This is a genomic window from Roseateles sp. (genome assembly GCF_049240545.1).
In the GTDB taxonomy this organism is placed as follows: Bacteria; Pseudomonadota; Gammaproteobacteria; order Burkholderiales; family Burkholderiaceae_C; genus Paucibacter_A.
On sequence record NZ_JBMLSK010000076.1, the window covers coordinates 1 to 14,982 of the forward strand.

Annotated in this window: 16 protein-coding genes; 14 read left to right on the plus strand and 2 right to left on the minus strand. The window is 59.0% G+C overall.

Going from position 1 to position 14,982, the window contains the following annotated elements; genetic code table 11:
- The 14 genes from ACOVRJ_RS04300 to ACOVRJ_RS04365 form a co-directional block, all read left to right on the plus strand.
- Positions 1-575, plus strand: a 575-nt coding sequence (locus ACOVRJ_RS04300; RefSeq protein WP_422042663.1) for an FAD-dependent oxidoreductase, incomplete at its 5' end; no start/stop codon positions are given.
- A 267-nt stretch (positions 576-842) separates the two neighbouring features.
- Positions 843-1,322 (plus strand): type IV pilin protein, encoded by a 480-nt coding sequence (locus ACOVRJ_RS04305; RefSeq protein WP_422042664.1) that lies wholly within the window; start codon positions 843-845, stop codon positions 1,320-1,322.
- Complete coding sequence (locus tag ACOVRJ_RS04310) at positions 1,322-1,945, plus strand: GspH/FimT family pseudopilin (protein ID WP_422042665.1); 624 nt, start codon at positions 1,322-1,324, stop codon at positions 1,943-1,945. The genes ACOVRJ_RS04305 and ACOVRJ_RS04310 overlap by 1 nt, the downstream gene beginning before the upstream one ends.
- 67 nt (positions 1,946-2,012) lie before the next feature.
- Positions 2,013-2,417, plus strand: coding sequence for a type IV pilus modification PilV family protein (locus tag ACOVRJ_RS04315; RefSeq protein ID WP_422042666.1), 405 nt, complete (start codon positions 2,013-2,015; stop codon positions 2,415-2,417).
- Positions 2,414-3,550, plus strand: a complete 1,137-nt coding sequence (locus ACOVRJ_RS04320) for a PilW family protein (protein WP_422042667.1) — start codon at positions 2,414-2,416, stop codon at positions 3,548-3,550. The genes ACOVRJ_RS04315 and ACOVRJ_RS04320 overlap by 4 nt, the downstream gene beginning before the upstream one ends.
- Positions 3,551-3,561: 11 nt before the next feature.
- The gene (locus ACOVRJ_RS04325; RefSeq protein WP_339596010.1) at positions 3,562-4,227 is read left to right on the plus strand and encodes a hypothetical protein; all 666 of its coding nucleotides are present in this window, start codon (positions 3,562-3,564) and stop codon (positions 4,225-4,227) included.
- Positions 4,228-4,261: 34 nt separating this feature from the next.
- On the plus strand, positions 4,262-7,840 hold the full coding sequence (locus ACOVRJ_RS04330) for a pilus assembly protein (RefSeq protein ID WP_422042668.1): 3,579 nt from the start codon (positions 4,262-4,264) through the stop codon (positions 7,838-7,840).
- Positions 7,840-8,529 carry a hypothetical protein gene (locus tag ACOVRJ_RS04335; RefSeq protein WP_422042669.1) on the plus strand — a complete coding sequence of 230 codons (690 nt, stop codon included), beginning with the start codon at positions 7,840-7,842 and terminating at the stop codon, positions 8,527-8,529. The genes ACOVRJ_RS04330 and ACOVRJ_RS04335 overlap by 1 nt, the downstream gene beginning before the upstream one ends.
- A 104-nt stretch (positions 8,530-8,633) precedes the next feature.
- Entirely contained in the window at positions 8,634-9,479 is an 846-nt protein-coding gene (locus tag ACOVRJ_RS04340) for an ABC transporter ATP-binding protein (RefSeq protein ID WP_422042670.1), read from the plus strand.
- Positions 9,476-10,258 carry a lipid asymmetry maintenance ABC transporter permease subunit MlaE gene (mlaE, locus tag ACOVRJ_RS04345; protein WP_422042671.1) on the plus strand — a complete coding sequence of 261 codons (783 nt, stop codon included), beginning with the start codon at positions 9,476-9,478 and terminating at the stop codon, positions 10,256-10,258. Before ACOVRJ_RS04340 ends, mlaE begins: the two co-directional genes overlap by 4 nt.
- A gap of 22 nt (positions 10,259-10,280) precedes the next feature.
- Positions 10,281-10,772, plus strand: a complete 492-nt coding sequence (gene mlaD, locus ACOVRJ_RS04350; protein ID WP_422042672.1) for an outer membrane lipid asymmetry maintenance protein MlaD — start codon at positions 10,281-10,283, stop codon at positions 10,770-10,772.
- A complete protein-coding gene (locus ACOVRJ_RS04355; protein WP_422042673.1) occupies positions 10,769-11,539 on the plus strand; it encodes an MlaA family lipoprotein in 771 nt (256 codons plus the stop codon). Before mlaD ends, ACOVRJ_RS04355 begins: the two co-directional genes overlap by 4 nt.
- A 90-nt stretch (positions 11,540-11,629) precedes the next feature.
- Complete coding sequence (locus ACOVRJ_RS04360; protein WP_422042674.1) at positions 11,630-12,271, plus strand: MlaC/ttg2D family ABC transporter substrate-binding protein; 642 nt, start codon at positions 11,630-11,632, stop codon at positions 12,269-12,271.
- An 8-nt stretch (positions 12,272-12,279) separates the two neighbouring features.
- A complete protein-coding gene (locus ACOVRJ_RS04365) occupies positions 12,280-12,612 on the plus strand; it encodes an STAS domain-containing protein (RefSeq protein WP_422042675.1) in 333 nt (110 codons plus the stop codon).
- 33 nt (positions 12,613-12,645) lie between these two features.
- Here the strand turns inward: ACOVRJ_RS04365 and ACOVRJ_RS04370 are convergent, their stop codons facing one another.
- Together ACOVRJ_RS04370 and zwf are read right to left on the minus strand one after the other, a co-directional pair.
- Positions 12,646-13,503: a MurR/RpiR family transcriptional regulator gene (locus tag ACOVRJ_RS04370; RefSeq protein WP_422042693.1), complete on the minus strand. Its 858-nt coding sequence runs from the start codon at positions 13,501-13,503 to the stop codon at positions 12,646-12,648.
- A gap of 2 nt (positions 13,504-13,505) precedes the next feature.
- Positions 13,506-14,951 (minus strand): glucose-6-phosphate dehydrogenase, encoded by a 1,446-nt coding sequence (zwf, locus tag ACOVRJ_RS04375; RefSeq protein ID WP_422042676.1) that lies wholly within the window; start codon positions 14,949-14,951, stop codon positions 13,506-13,508.
- Positions 14,952-14,982 lie beyond the last annotated feature (31 nt).

Sequence of the window (14,982 nt, forward strand, 5' to 3'; positions counted from 1 at the left end):
TCGTGATCGGTGGTGGCGACACCGGCAGCGACTGCGTCGGCACCAGCAACCGCCATGGCGCCAAGAGCGTCACCCAGTTTGAAGTGATGCCCCAGCCGCCCGAGGTGGAAGATCGTCCGTTGACCTGGCCCTATTGGCCGCTGAAGTTGCGTACCTCCAGCAGCCATGAGGAAGGTTGCGAGCGCGAGTTCGCCATCTCGACCAAGGAGTTCGTGGGCGAGAAAGGCAAGCTGACCGGCGTGAAGACGGTGCGTGTCGAATGGCAGGGCGGCAAGATGGTGGAAGTGCCAGGCTCCGAGCAAATCATCAAGGCCGATCTGGTTTTCTTGGCCATGGGCTTTGTGTCGCCGGTGGCGACCGTGCTGGATGCCTTCGGCGTCAGCAAAGACGCCCGCGGCAATGCCAAGGCCACGACCGATTTCACCGGCGGCTACAAAACCAATGTTGACAAGGTCTTCGCCGCCGGCGATATGCGTCGCGGGCAATCCTTGGTGGTCTGGGCCATCCGCGAAGGTCGCCAAGCCGCGCGCTCGGTTGATGAATTCCTGATGGGCCGCAGCGATTTGCCGCGCTAAGTCACCGCTCTCTCTGAAACAGAAGCCACCTCCGGGTGGCTTTTTTCATGTCTTCTGAATTTGCGGGCTGCTGCACCATGCTCGCTGTAGCAGTTCGTTACCGGCTTGCGTCCGTTGGTCGCGAGTGCCCACCCGCTCATCTGAGGGGGGCTGGAAAGTGTGAAGTCCTTCACATCCAATGGGGCCTGAGCTGTTCAGAATGTCATCAATCGCTGCGCTCAGGACCCTTTTCTTGGGCTTGACCGGCCAGCCGGAGTCCACGCCATCATGAAAAAATCAGTTGTCAATCATCAATCTTTCGCTCGACTCGCTGCGGGCTTCACCTTGATCGAGTTGATGATCACGGTGGCCATCGTGGGCGTTTTGACGGCGGTTGCCGTGCCGGCCTACAAAGACTATGCGAGGCGCGGGCAGTTGCCGGACGCGTTCGCGTCCTTGGCTGACTACCGAATCAAGCTGGAACAGTACTACCAAGACAATCGCAAGTACGGCACCACGACCTGTGCCGATGGCGCCAATGCGCCGGCCTGGAATACCTTTGTGCCGGCCTCTGCCAAGTACTTCAGTTTCACCTGCTCCCTCAATGTGGCCGGCGGGCAAGGCTTCCTGTTGACTGCGACGGGGATTGCGGGCCAAGCCATCGGCCACAGCTACACCCTTGACTTCAACAACCTCAAGGGCACGACGCAATTCAAAGGCGCTTCGTCCTCTAAAGCCTGTTGGCTCATCAAAGGGGATGAGTGCTGATGAAAACCTCGTTGCGTCCCCGTGTGCCCTTGTTGCGCCAGGATCAACAAGGCCTGAGCTTCGTCGAATTGATGGTGGCACTTGCCATCCTGGGTTTCGCGATGGCGGCCATGGCGCCGGATGTGACGGTTTGGATGCGCAATCTAGCGGTGCGAAACGCGGGCGAGGCTTTGCGGGCCGGCGTTGAGCGCGCGCGCATGGAGGCCTTGCGGCGCAATACCAATGTCACCTTTTGGCTGGTGTCAGACAGTGGCAAGGTCTTGTCAAATTCTTGCGCCCTGTCCAATACGGGGCCCTCTTGGGTTGTCAGCATCGCCAGCCCGAGCGGCAAGTGCGCCGCGGCGCCATCCACCACGGAGGACCCGATGTTGATCGACAGTTGGTCAGCGGCGGATGGAGCTCGCGGCGTGCAGGTGGAGGCGATGGATAGCAATTCGACGGCCACCAGCAGCGTCACCTTCAATAGCCTGGGTCAAGTGTTGACGACGGGCACACCCTTGGCGCGTATTGCCATCAGCCACTCCACGCCGGGCACCCGGAGCCTGCGGGTGCAGGTTGATGCGGGCGGCTCCGTTCGGATGTGCGATCCCAATGTGGAAGCCAGCGACCCCCGCAAATGCTGACAAGGGTTTTGTCATGAAGCAAACGAATAGAAGTGATCAATGTCGGCAGCGTCCAAGGCGTCATGAGGTGAGGTCCAGCCGCGCCAATTTGCGGGGCATTGCTTTGATCGAAGCCTTGGTGGGCATCATGATTTTTGCCTTTGGTGTGCTGGGCTTGGTGGGCTTGCAAGCGAGCATGACCAAGGCGCAGACAGGATCGAAGTTTCGCGCCGACGCGTCCAATTTGAGCAGCGAGTTGCTCGGTGTCATGTGGAGCGATAAGCCCGGCAGTTTGGGCAACTACACGACCGCCAGTTGCGCCGCCTACGCACGGTGCAAAGATTGGAGTGACAAGGTGGGAAAAACACTGCCAAGTGCTACGACTACCGTGGTGGTCAATGCGGCGACCGGTGAGGTGGACATCACCATCAACTGGACGCAAGCGGGTGAAGGCCAGCATCGCTATCAAACTTCGGCCATGGTGCAGCTATGACGCGCGCAACGACTTTGAAGCTATCGGTGCGGGGTCGTGCTGGCGTCGCGGGCTTTTCCCTGATTGAACTGATGGTCGGCCTGGCGATCGGCTTGCTGTGTACGCTGGTCATCGCCACCGTCTTGAGTTCTGCCGAAGGGCAAAGGCGCGGTGTGACGCAGGGGTCCGACGCGCAAGTGGCGGGATCCTTGGCCTTGTATGCCTTGCAGCGCGAGATCGCTGTCGCTGGCTATGGCTTTGCCAGCGAAAGCGCCGCGGTGGGTTGCCAATTGCAGACTCGCTTCAATGGTGCCGTGCCGGTGTTGATGCCGACGGTCCTGGCGCCGGTGCAAATCACGCAAGGGGTGAATGGCGCCCCCGACAGGATTCGGGTGTTGGCCAGTTCCAAGATGATCAATCCCGCGGCGGCCACGCTGTCGACCGTCGGATATACCGCGCCCGCCCGCATCGTGCCCCCTTACTACGACGGGGTGACGGTCAAAGACCGTTACAACGTGTGGTCTGAATTGAGTGTCGCGAATGGCGACCTGATGGTTGCCGTGGTGGACAGCGTCACACCTTGCGGCTTGTTTCAGGTCACAGGTGCGCCGACGGCCGGCGTGATTCCTCGGGCCGATGTTCCGGCGCTGTGGAACCCCGCCGGGCAGCCGGCCCAAACCGTCAAAGACGGCAGCTTCCTGGTCAATTTGGGGCGCCTGATTGACGTCACTTTCTCGGTGGACGCCAATCAGAAATTGGTCGCCAACCGGCTCGATACCCAGACTTTGACGGCTCCCACCACCGAATTGCAAAGCAATATCGTGCAACTCAAGGCCCTGTATGGGCGCGATACCGACGGGGACTTGGCCGTCGACACCTATGACTACACCACGCCTGCTAACAATGCTGGCTGGTTGCAAGTGCTGACGGTGCGTTTGGTCGTGGTGGCCCGTAATAGCCAATACGAAAAAGAAGAGGTGACCTTCTCGGCGCCGCAATGGGACGTTGGGGCCGCCACTGCGGTGGCGGGCGCCGCAAGCTGCGGCAGCAGCAAATGTGTGAATTTGAAGGTTGATGGTGACGCCAACTGGAAACACTATCGCTACAAGGTCTTCGACACCATCGTTCCCTTGCGCAATCAACGCTGGAAGTAGACGAGGGCATGATGAAACTTATTGCATCTCATCGCATCCGTCAGCCGAAGCAAGCCGGCGTGGCGCTGATATTCGCCTTGCTGGCCCTGGTGGCTTTGACCATGGGTGCGGTCGCTTTGATTCGTTCGGTGGACACCGGGACCCTGGCTTTGGGCAATTTGTCCTTCAAGCAATCTGGAGTGACGGCCGGTGCGAAAGCGGCGGATCAAGCCTTGACCTGGTTAGCTGCCAATATCGGCAATGGCACTTTGGATGCCAACATCCCGGCGAAGGGCTATTCGGCCACCAGCATGGACAGCTTGGATCCGACGGGGAGGTCCGTGGGTACTGCCAATCTGATGGCACAGGTTGATTGGGACGACAACAACTGCGCCCAGGCCGGTGTCGGGGCTGGCTGTATGGATACCGCGCCCGAGATCACGGTCGGCAGCGATAAGGTGCGCTACATCATTACGCGGCTGTGTTCCAAACCCTTGCCAACTTCGGATGCGACCAACAGCTGTGCCGTGCCGGTGGCCGGCAGCACCATCGACGCGGCAGGCCGTGGCAGTCTGGACGCCGGCGCCAAGACCGACCGCACCGGGGGCATCGTTTACAGCCCCTATTTTCGAATCATCACTCGGACGGTAGGGCCCAAGGGGACGGTGAGTTTCACCGAAACCATGGTGCGTTTCTGACCCTTGACCCGAACTCTGCAGACTGGAGTCGTCTATGCACACCCCACAACTCAAACGCGTGCTGGTTGGCCTCAAACTCACCCTTGGATTGGCTGCAGCCGGTGTTTGCGGCTGGATTCAGGCGGCGCAAACCGATATCTCTCAGACGCCGGTCTTGACGGCATCCGGCACGCCGGTGAAGCCCAATCTGATGTTTATTCTGGATGACTCCGGATCAATGGGCGCAAGTTCTCTCCCTGAAGCTGCCGGCAAATTCTCTTCCAGCGAATACGGCAGCAAAGCATCGCAATGCAATGGCTTGGCCTTCAATCCAGCCACCACCTACACCGTGCCGGTCAGTTCAACGGGGGTGCCCTATGCGAATCCGTCGGTCGCGTTTTTGGCGCCGGTGGCGACCGCTGACACCTGGAATCCGCGCACGATCACGTCCTCGCCGGTATCGCTGAAAAACTCAGGCTCCTTGACCATCACCATATCCGACACCGGCCTGAGTAGCAGCGGCTGGTCGCCCACCTATTACATCGGCGATGTCGTGACCATTTATTCGGACACGACGCCTACTCAATACATGACGGGGACCGTGAGTAGCTGGTCGGTCAGCAATGGCGGCAAGACCGGCACGATGGGCGTAGCAATTACCACTTCCTCGGGAAGTGCAACTTTGAGTAGCCCCAAAGTTGCGAATGGCGAAGTGCTCAAGAATTTTTATTACCACACTTACTCAGGCACTCAGCCTCGATTTGCTTTTACATACGGCTCAACTGGGAGCGTATTGAGTACCAGTACCTTTTATAAAGAATGTAATTCTTCGGTCGGCTCTACGCCTGGGTCGTCTGTTTTTACCACTGTGTATGTAGACAATAATTCCTCGGTGGCGCAGAACTATGCCATCTGGTATACGTACTACAGCACGCGGATGTTGATGATGAAGACGGTGGTCAATCAGGCATTCAAAGACATTGATGAGAAATTTCGGGTTGGCTATAACACCATTCTGAATACGACGGCCAAGGAGTCGAGTGATAACACGGATTTCTTGCACATTCGAGATTTTGATGATACGCAAAAATCAAAATTCTATGATTATCTGATGGGCCCAAAGAATTCTGGTTGGACGCCTTTGCGTGGCGCATTGGCTAATGCTGGTCGGTATTACGCCAATAAGGCACCTAATCAAGATTCGGATCCGGTTCAGTATTCCTGTCAGAAGAACTTTGTCATTCTCGCAACAGACGGCGCCTGGAATACTAATGATGAGTCGACCACCTATGGTCCTTTTCAGTTGGACGGTAAAACAAAAGTAGGTCAGCAGGACGGCGGGTCAACTGCGCGACCCATGCATGATGCCAGTAGTTCAAATGGTAGTGGGGGCGATAGCAACTCGCTGGCTGACGTTGCCATGTATTACTACAATACGGATTTGCGCAATACGGGGCAGAGTAATTGCAAGGGTGCTCTGGGTGCTGATGTCTGTCAGGATAATGTCAAACCCCTGGGGCTGGATACTGCCTATTGGCAGCACATGACCACATATACCTTGAATCTTGGTCAGAATGGTCTGCTCAATTACGATCCGAAGTATCTCACGCAGACTTCCGGCGATTATTACAATTTGACCCAAAATACCAAGCAGTGGCCGTTGTCCGTAGAGTCGTCCGGCTTGGCTTATGCAGCAAACGTGGATGACCTGTGGCACGCAGCCGTGAACGGGCGAGGGCAGTATTTCAATGCCGCCGATCCCGCGGCGGTGGCGCAGAGTTTGAAAACTGCGTTGTCGGCAATTGATCAGATTACCGCTTCGGGTTCAGCCGCTGCCACCAGTACCTTGCGGCCAATTTCTGGCAACAACCAAGTTTTTATCGGGCGCTTTACGTCCGAATTGTGGACCGGCGATTTGCGCGCCTACAAAATCGACCCGGATACCGGCACCCCGTTGGTGCTTGATGCCAGCGGCAAGGATATTGCTGACTGGAGTGCTGCCGCTAAATTGAAGCTCAATACCGCGCGAAAAATATATTATTACAAATCGGGCGGTTTGCGACTTTTCACCTATTCGAACTTGACGGCCGATGGCTTCAATGGCGAGGTGGATAATGTTTGCTCGAAACTCAGTCAATGCCCGGCTTTGAGTAGTACGGAGAAGACGACTGCCAACAGTGGTGCTAATCTTGTCAGTTACTTGCGCGGCACCGAGTTGTCTGTGTTCAGGTCGCGCGGTGAAGTTCTTGGCGATATTATCGGTTCCTCGCCTGCTTATGTTGGCGCCCCTCCTTTGAAATACAAAGATGCGGGCTATGCAGCCTATCAGTCGTCAAAGGCGAATCGGGCGGGTGTGGTGTATGTGGGCGGCAACGATGGTATGTTGCACGCTTTCAATGCCAGTAGCGGCGAGGAGATGTGGGCCTATATTCCCAGCGCCGTGCGGAGTAATTTGTATAAGTTGGCCGACAATAATTACTCGTCCAACCATCAGTTCTTTGTGGATGGCTCGCCGGTGGTGGCGGACATTAGCGTGGGCGGCGTCTGGAAAACCGTGCTGATTTGCGGCCTGGGTGCTGGTGGTAAAGCCTATTTTGCTTTGGATGTCACCGATCCTGCCAACCCCCTCGCCATGTGGGAGTTCACTGACACCAATTTGGGTTTTAGCTATGCGCAACCCTTGGTCACCAAGCGCAGCAATGGTGATTGGGTGGCGGTATTTAGCTCGGGCTTGAACAATGTCGGTGATGGCAAGGGCCATCTGTTCATGGTCAATATCGCCACAGGTGCCAAGGTGCTTGATATCTCAACCTCGGCAGGCAGTGCTGCCACACCGAGTGGCTTGGGCCCTTTGAATGCCTGGGTTGAGTCCACCGATGACAACAAGGCCCTGCGCTTTTACGGTGGCGACATGTTGGGTAATTTGTGGCGCTTTGATACCGAAGGTCTGAAGGATCCCAAAAATGCTGCGCTTTTGTTGGCCACCGTCAAGGTGAGTGGGGTGGCTCAACCTATCGCGACGACGCCTCAACTTGCAGAAGTGAATTACAAGGGCTTCAAGACGCCGGTGGTCTATATCGGAACCGGGCGTTTGGTGGGGCTGACCGATCTGGACAACGTCGACAAGCAGACGGTGTACGGCATCAAGGATGATCTGGGTGCGACTGGTTATGGCGATATCCGAGCCGGCAGCGCTTTGGTGGCGCAAACTTTGACAACCAGCGGCACCACGCGTGTAGCCAGCGGCAATCCCGTCGATTGGACGCAAAAGACAGGGTGGTATGTGGATTTGCCCGATTCGGGTGAGCGCATCTCGGTGGATATGTTGCTGCAGTTCAATACGCTGACAGCGGCCTCCAATGTGCCCAAGGCGGCGGCCTCCTGCACCAGTGGTGGAGGCTACTCGTGGCTCTATTTCTTCGACATCGCCACCGGTGGGAATACCGGGTCTTTGGTGGCCACCAAGATCAGCAACGCCATGGTGGTGGGCCTCAGCCCCTTCCTTCTGGCCAATGGCAAGAGTGGTGTGATCGTGAACCGCACCGATGGCATTGAGAAGCAGCCGGTCCCGACGCCAGCACCTTCCAGCACCGGAGCTAAGCGCACTGCGTGGCGAGAGTTGGTGGACCGCTGATGAGTTGGCGCCTAGGCGGGGCGCAGCGCCTGCTGGCGCTGAGCCTGTGCCTGGGTGCCTCATTGCTCTTGCATGTATGGGCCTTGAGTCAGACATGGGCTCCGGCTGTGAAGACCGGCATCTATCCGGTACCCAAACAAGCGTTTGCCATACGGATCTCGGCCGCAGGCGACGCATCGCCGCTGCCAGCCCCGGCGCAACAGAAGGGTATGCCTGCCGAGAATCTAGTTCCTAGCCTTTCGCCGTCGCGTGCGCTTCAGCCAATCGCTGACTCGGAGGTTCATTCAGCCCGGCAGATGCCCACAGAGTTCGCCGAACAAGGCGGATCAGACGGGCTGGACGGCTACGTGCCCAGGCCATTGCTAACCGTGGCGCCGCTGGCCCATGAGCCGGTCTTTCTGCAATGGCCCGAGTCCTTGTTTGAAGGTGGCGAAGGTGATCCCTTGCCGGGCGCTCAGTTCATCGGTGTTCTGGCGCTTTATATTGATGAAGCCGGCTGGGTGCAAACCGTCAGGGTCCAGGAGGGGAACTTGGCGCCCGCCATGGTGGAAGCCGCCAAGCGTGCTTTTCAAGGCGTGCGCTTCTCTGCGGGGGAGTTGAATGGGCAATTGGTCAAGTCGCGCATTTATGTCGAGGTTGTTTTCGACCGCCCCGATACCCGGCCTTCTGGGCGGGGCGCTGTGCATTGAATCTCGCGCCGGGTACTCATCGCCTGACTCTGACTTGATTTCGGTGTTTCCCCTATGATGTGCCCTTTTGGAATTCGGGCTTTCGGCCCGCCCGCCCGAGGCTCATGGCCCTAAACCCCACTATTTCGAGCGCTGAATCGCAGCCTGCTACGCCATTGATCGAATTGCGCGACGTCAGCGTTGGCTATGGCGAACGGGTCATTCTCGAACAGGTCAATCTCGTTGTGCCGCGCGGCAAGGTGCTGGCTTTGATCGGCACTTCTGGTGGCGGCAAGACCACGGTGTTGCGCCTTTTGGGTCGACAAATCCGGCCCATCAAGGGTCAGGTCTTGTTCGACGGCCAGGACATTGGCGGATTGAATGCCGAGGATCTCTATGCTGTGCGGCGTCGCATGGGCATGTTGTTCCAGTTTGGCGCGCTGTTCACCGATCTGTCGGTGTTCGAGAACGTGGCCTTCCCGCTGCGCGAACATACCAAGTTGCCCGAGTCCATGATTCGCGATTTGGTGTTGATGAAACTGAATGCCGTCGGCCTGCGTGGCGCACGCGATCTGATGCCTTCGGAGATTTCTGGCGGCATGGCACGCCGGGTGGCCTTGGCGCGAGCGATTGCGCTGGACCCCGATCTGGTGCTGTATGACGAGCCCTTCGCCGGGCTCGACCCGATCTCGCTGGGCGTGGCCGCGCGCTTGATTCGCGACTTGAACGACGCGCTGGGGCTGACCAGCATCATCGTTTCGCATGATCTGCACGAGACCTTTGGCATTGCCGACGAGGTGGCCATGATTGCCAATGGCCGCGTGGTTGCACAAGGAACGCCGGATCAGTTACGTCAAAGCCAAGACCCCTTGGTGCGTCAGTTTGTCGGTGCAGAGCCCGAAGGGCCGGTGCATTTCCATCAGCCGGCCAGCCCGGTGCAAGATGATTTTGGCTTGGGTGTGCGCGCATGAAGATGGAATTCGCAGCGACCACGGGGCGCGCCTTGCGGCTGAAGCTGGCCGATATCGGCGCGGCCACCCGTTTGTTTTTCCAGATCATGGCGCGCCTGCCTCAGAGTCTGATGCGCTTCTCCCTGGTGCGCGAACAGGTGTACTTCCTGGGCAATCACTCGGTCTCATTGATTGGTGTGGCCGGATTGTTCGTTGGTTTCGTGCTGGCCTTGCAGGGCTATTACACCTTGCAGCGTTACGGCTCGGCCGAGGCGGTGGGGCTCTTGGTCGCCCTCAGTCTGGTGCGCGAGTTAGGTCCGGTGGTGTCGGCTTTGTTGTTTGCCGGGCGCGCGGGCACCTCCTTGACCGCTGAGATCGGGCTGATGAAAGCGGGCGAACAGCTGACCGCGATGGAGATGATGGCGGTCGATCCGGTCACGCGGGTGCTGGCGCCGCGGTTTTGGGGCGGTGTGATCGCCATGCCGCTGCTTGCCGCGCTGTTTTCAGCCATCGGCATACTCGGCGGTTGGCTGGTCGCGGTGGTCTTGATTGGCATTGACGAAGGCGCCTTCTGGTCGCAAATGCAAGGCGGCGTCGATGTGTGGGCCGATGTCGGCAATGGCGTCATCAAGAGCCTGGTGTTCGGTGTGACGGTCAGCTTTGTCGCTTTGCTGCAAGGTTATGCAGCCAAGCCCACTCCTGAAGGCGTGGCTCAGGCCACGACTCGCACCGTGGTGGTTTCTTCTTTGGCTGTGCTGGCACTGGACTTCGTGCTCACCGCCATGATGTTTTCTATTTAGTTTTCGAGATTCGGAGAAAAGCATGCAACAAGCCTCGAGGCATGATGCGGCCGTCGGTTTTTTTGTGCTGATGGGCGGCGCCGCGCTGCTGTTTTTGGCGCTGAAGGCGGGTAATTTGCTGAGCCTGAACTTTGATGAGACCTATCTGGTCAGCGCCAAGTTCGACAATATCGGCGGCCTGAAGGCGCGCGCTGCCGTGAAGAGCGCGGGCGTGGTGATCGGCCGGGTAGAGTCGATCGCGTTTGACGACAAGAGCTACCAGGCCAAGGTCATGATCAGCTTGAACAAGAAGGTCGTCTTCCCCAAAGACAGTTCCGCCAAGATCCTCACCGCAGGCCTCTTGGGTGAACAGTACATCGGGCTGGAGGCCGGTGCCGATGAGAAGAATCTGGTCGCGGGTGACAGCATCAAGCAAACGCAATCGGCGGTGGTTTTGGAGAATCTGATCGGTCAGTTCCTCTACAACAAGGCCGCTGATACGGGCAGCAGTACGTCTGGAGATTCCAAGCCATGAAGTCGCAGAAGGCCCTTTGGGTGGGGCGCTGGTTCTTGCTGCTGCTGCTCTTTTCTGTGCTGGGCGGTTGCGCCACCCTGCGCGGCGGCGGATCGCAGGGCCAGAAGCTGGATCCCTGGGAGGCCTGGAATCGCAAGGTCTTCGCCTTCAATGATTCGCTGGACGAACATGTGCTGCGCCCGGTGGCCACGGTCTATAGCGACATGGTGCCGGCCCCGATCCGGCTCTCTGTTGACAACTTCTTCAACAATATCGGGGACGCTTGGTCTGCGGTGAATTTGTTGTTGCAAGGACGCCCCAAGGCCAGCTTTGAGCAGGGCATGCGTTTCGTGTTCAATTCGACCCTGGGTTTTGGGGGCTTGATCGATATCTCTTCCGAAGTGGGTCTGGAACGCAAGAGCGAGGACATGGGCAAGACCTTTGGCCGCTGGGGCACGGGAACCGGCGCCTACATTGTTTGGCCCTTCTTCGGCCCGTCATCGGTGCGCGACACGCTGGCCATGCCTTTCGACTGGGCCGCTTCGCCCGCGTTACTCTTTCGTGATGGCAACAGCAAGGTGGGCATTTACAGCCTGCAGACCATCAATGCCCGGGCCAATTTCTTGCGCGCCAGCACCATGCTGGAAGGCATCGCCTTGGACAAGTACACCTTTTATCGGGACGCTTACCTGCAGCGCCGAGGCAGCTTCCGCGAAGATGATGAAGAGTTTGAGGTGCTGGTGCCCGAAACCCCGGTCGAGAAGGGTGATCCGCAGGCAGGGCCCTGATTTTCTGGCCCCTGCAGGTGAACCGAAGTTCCTTCGGCTGCGTTTTGGATAGTGCCGAGTGGCATTGAGAAAAAGTTAGGAGTGAAATACATGAAAGCAAGCAAACGCCACCTCCTGCAAGGCCTGTTGGCCTTGACGCTGGGCTTTTCGGCGAGTTTTTCAGTGCTGGCCGCAGACGCCAGCGCACCAGATTTGTTGATTCGTCAGCTCTCTCTGGAGACGATTGAAGCGGTCAAGTCGGACAAGGCCATCCAGGCCGGAGACCTGCAAAAAATCATCAACTTGGTGGACACCAAGGTGATGCCCCACATCAATTTCCAGCGCATGACCTCTTCGGCGGTTGGTCGCTTCTGGCGTCAAGCGACGCCTGAGCAACAGAAGCGCTTGCAAGATGAATTCAAGACCTTGCTGGTGCGGACCTATGCCGGTGCGCTGACCCAGGTGAAGGATCAGACCATTGCCTTGAGGCCGCTGCGTGCCGCAGCCGGCGAAACCGAAGTGGTGGTGCGCACAGAAATTCGCGGCAAGGGTGATCCGATTCAACTGGATTACCGCTTGGAAAAGACTGGCGCCGAGTGGCGCATCTACGACGTCAATGTCTTGGGCATCTGGCTGGCAGACCAGTACCGCAACAGCTTTGCTCAAGAGATTGGTGCCAACGGCATTGATGGCCTGATCAAGACCTTGGCCGACAAGAATCAAAAGGCCGCGGCTGCGCCAGGCAAGGCTTGAGTTTGAAGGTGAAAGCCAGCCAAAGCATGTTGAAGTTGCCCGCTTCGGTGCGCATGGGCGAATTGCCGGGCCTGTGGGCCGCGCTTCAAGCCAGCTTGCGCGCCGAGGCGGCGCAGGTGCGCTGCGGCGCTGGGACCGAGCTGCAACTCAGCGCAGCGGAGCTCAGCGAGTTCGATTCGGCGGCCTTGACCCTGCTGCTCAGTGCGGCGCGTTTGTGCCACCAGGAAGGCATGCGCTTGCGGCTGCAGCGAGTGCCCGACAAGCTTCAAGAGCTTGCCCGGGTTTATGGCGTCGCAGAATTGTTGTGGCCTGAGTTGCAGGACAACAAGTCCACCGTTTGAGCGGCTCGCGGCGAAGATGGCCGCGCTGCCTGTTCAAACGTAGCGTTTGCCGCGCAGGTTCTTCTTGATTTCCTGCAGCATGGGGCGCAGGTTCTGGCCCAGCTTGAGCGCCACGCCGGTGGTCAAAATGTCCACCGCAATCAGGTGCAGCAAGCGCGACACCATGGGGCTGTAACGGTCAAAGTCCTCGGGGTGGTCCACCGCCAACAAGACCTGGCCGGGGCTTTGGCCCAAGGCCGCCAAGGGTGAGCCGCTGGCGGTGATGATGATGGTGGTGGCGCCCTTTTTGCGCGCGATTTCGGCGGCGTCCAGCAAGTCGCGGCTGCGGCCGGAGTTACTGATGACGACCGCGCAATCGCCGGCTTGCAACATGGTGGCGCTCATCAATTGCACATGGCCGTCGCTACAGGCGGCGGTATTGATGCCCAGGCGGAAGAACTTGTGCTGCGCATCCTGCGCCACGATGCCGGAGTTACCGACACCATAGAACTCAATGCGGCGGTGGTTGCGTGCCGCTTCTGACAAGGCCGCGATCGCCACTTCAAACGCATGGCTGGCCGCGTCATTGCGGTAATGCAAAAGCGCCGCGACCGCGTTGTCCACCACCTTGACGATCAGATCGGCCGGCTTTTCGTCCTCGTCCACCGCCCGGTGCACAAAGGGCACGCCTTCGTTGACGCTACCGGCCAGCTTGCGCTTGAAGTCGGTCAAGCCGTCATAGCCGACGCTGCGGCAAAAACGCACTACCGTTGGTTTGGACACATGGGCGCGATCCGCCAACTCGCTGACCGGCAGATTGGCGAATGCTCGCGCGTCGTTCAGCAAGAGTTTGGCGACGCGCTGCTCCGCCGGCGGCAGGGCCGGAATGGCGGCTTTGACCCGTTCCAGAATGCTCACTGCTCTTCCGCCCAGGCAAAGCCGTCTTTGGCCACCAGGGCGCTGGCGGCCGCAGGGCCCCAGGATCCCGCGTTGTAGGGGCGTGGGCCGGTGCTGTCTTGCTCCCAGGCGTCCAGGATGGGCTCCACCCAGCGCCAGGCCTGCTCTTGCTCATCGCTTCGCACGAACAGGTTCAGGCGGCCGGCGATCGCATCCAGCAGCAGTCGCTCATAGGCACCGACGCGGTTGGTGGCGAAAGCTTTGTCAAAGTCCAGATCCAGCGACACTGGCGTCAGCGCCTCGCCATGGGCGCCGCCCTTGGCCGCCAGCAGTTGCAACTCCAGCCCGTCTTCCGGCTGCAGCTTGATGACCAAGCGATTGGCTTGGTTGGTGCCGGGGAAGATCGGGTGCGGCACTTGGCGGAAGTTGATGACGATTTGTGCATCGCGAGCCGCCAAGCGCTTGCCGGTGCGCAGGTAGAAGGGCACGCCGGCCCAGCGCCAGTTCTGCACCTCGGTGCGCAGCGCCACAAAGGTTTCGCAGTGGCTGTTCTCCGGCACCTTGGCTTCGTCCAGGTAACCGTTGACGACAGTGCCGCCGACATTGCCCGAGCGGTACTGGCCGCGCACCACATCGCGCACCACGGTCTCGGCCGTGAAGGGTTTCAGCGAGCGCAGCACCTTGAGCTTTTCGTCGCGGATGGCGTCGGCATCATTGGTCGAGGGCGGCTCCATCGCGATCATGGTCAGCAACTGCAGCGCATGGTTTTGGATCATGTCGCGAAGCGCGCCGGTGCCGTCGTAGAAGGCGCCGCGGGTGCCAACGCCCAGTTCTTCGGCCAGGGTGATCTGGATATTGGCAATGCTCTCGCGGCGCCATAGCGGCTCGAACAGGGCATTGCCAAAGCGCAGTGCCATCAGGTTTTGCACCGACGGCTTGCCCAGGTAATGGTCGATGCGGAAGGCCTGTTCTTCCTTGAACACCGAGCGCACGACGCGGTTGATTTCTTGTGCGCTGGCCAGGTCGTGGCCGAGCGGCTTTTCCAGCACCACGCGCACCCGGTCTTCGTTCAGGCCTACGGCGCCGAGTTGCTGGCAGATTTGGGTGAACAAGTATGGGCTGGTGGCCAGGTACAGCACCACAGTTTCGGCCTGGCGCGCATCCAGCCAGTCTTTCAGGCCTTGGTAATGCTCGGGCTGCGACAGGTCCATGCGGCGGTAATGGATCAGCGCCGCAAAGCGCTCGAACTCTTCGTCATTGGGGCGCTTGGAGCCATCCACCTCGCGGAAGCGTTCCTTCAGCCATTCGCGGTAACGCTCGTCGCTATTGTCGTCACGAGCCACCGCCAAAATGCGGCCGCCAGCCGGCAGCTTGCCGTGGCGAAAGGCCTGGAACAGCGCCGGCATCAGCTTTCTCCAAGTGAGATCGCCGGTGCCGCCGAAGAAAACGAGATCGAAAGACATGGAATGCGCCCTGTTGCGGTTCAGTCGAAAA

Excerpts from the sequence above, each read along its gene's own strand:
- ACOVRJ_RS04305 (WP_422042664.1), top strand. The coding sequence starts at position 843 with ATGAAAAAATCAGTTGTCAATCATCAATCTTTCGCTCGACTCGCTGCG.
- ACOVRJ_RS04310 (WP_422042665.1), top strand. The coding sequence starts at position 1,322 with ATGAAAACCTCGTTGCGTCCCCGTGTGCCCTTGTTGCGCCAGGATCAA.
- ACOVRJ_RS04320 (WP_422042667.1), top strand. The coding sequence starts at position 2,414 with ATGACGCGCGCAACGACTTTGAAGCTATCGGTGCGGGGTCGTGCTGGC.
- ACOVRJ_RS04325 (WP_339596010.1), top strand. The coding sequence starts at position 3,562 with ATGAAACTTATTGCATCTCATCGCATCCGTCAGCCGAAGCAAGCCGGC.
- ACOVRJ_RS04330 (WP_422042668.1), top strand. The coding sequence starts at position 4,262 with ATGCACACCCCACAACTCAAACGCGTGCTGGTTGGCCTCAAACTCACC.
- ACOVRJ_RS04335 (WP_422042669.1), top strand. The coding sequence starts at position 7,840 with ATGAGTTGGCGCCTAGGCGGGGCGCAGCGCCTGCTGGCGCTGAGCCTG.
- ACOVRJ_RS04340 (WP_422042670.1), top strand. The coding sequence starts at position 8,634 with ATGGCCCTAAACCCCACTATTTCGAGCGCTGAATCGCAGCCTGCTACG.
- mlaE (WP_422042671.1), top strand. The coding sequence starts at position 9,476 with ATGAAGATGGAATTCGCAGCGACCACGGGGCGCGCCTTGCGGCTGAAG.
- mlaD (WP_422042672.1), top strand. The coding sequence starts at position 10,281 with ATGCAACAAGCCTCGAGGCATGATGCGGCCGTCGGTTTTTTTGTGCTG.
- ACOVRJ_RS04355 (WP_422042673.1), top strand. The coding sequence starts at position 10,769 with ATGAAGTCGCAGAAGGCCCTTTGGGTGGGGCGCTGGTTCTTGCTGCTG.
- ACOVRJ_RS04360 (WP_422042674.1), top strand. The coding sequence starts at position 11,630 with ATGAAAGCAAGCAAACGCCACCTCCTGCAAGGCCTGTTGGCCTTGACG.
- zwf (WP_422042676.1), bottom strand. The coding sequence starts at position 14,951 with ATGTCTTTCGATCTCGTTTTCTTCGGCGGCACCGGCGATCTCACTTGG.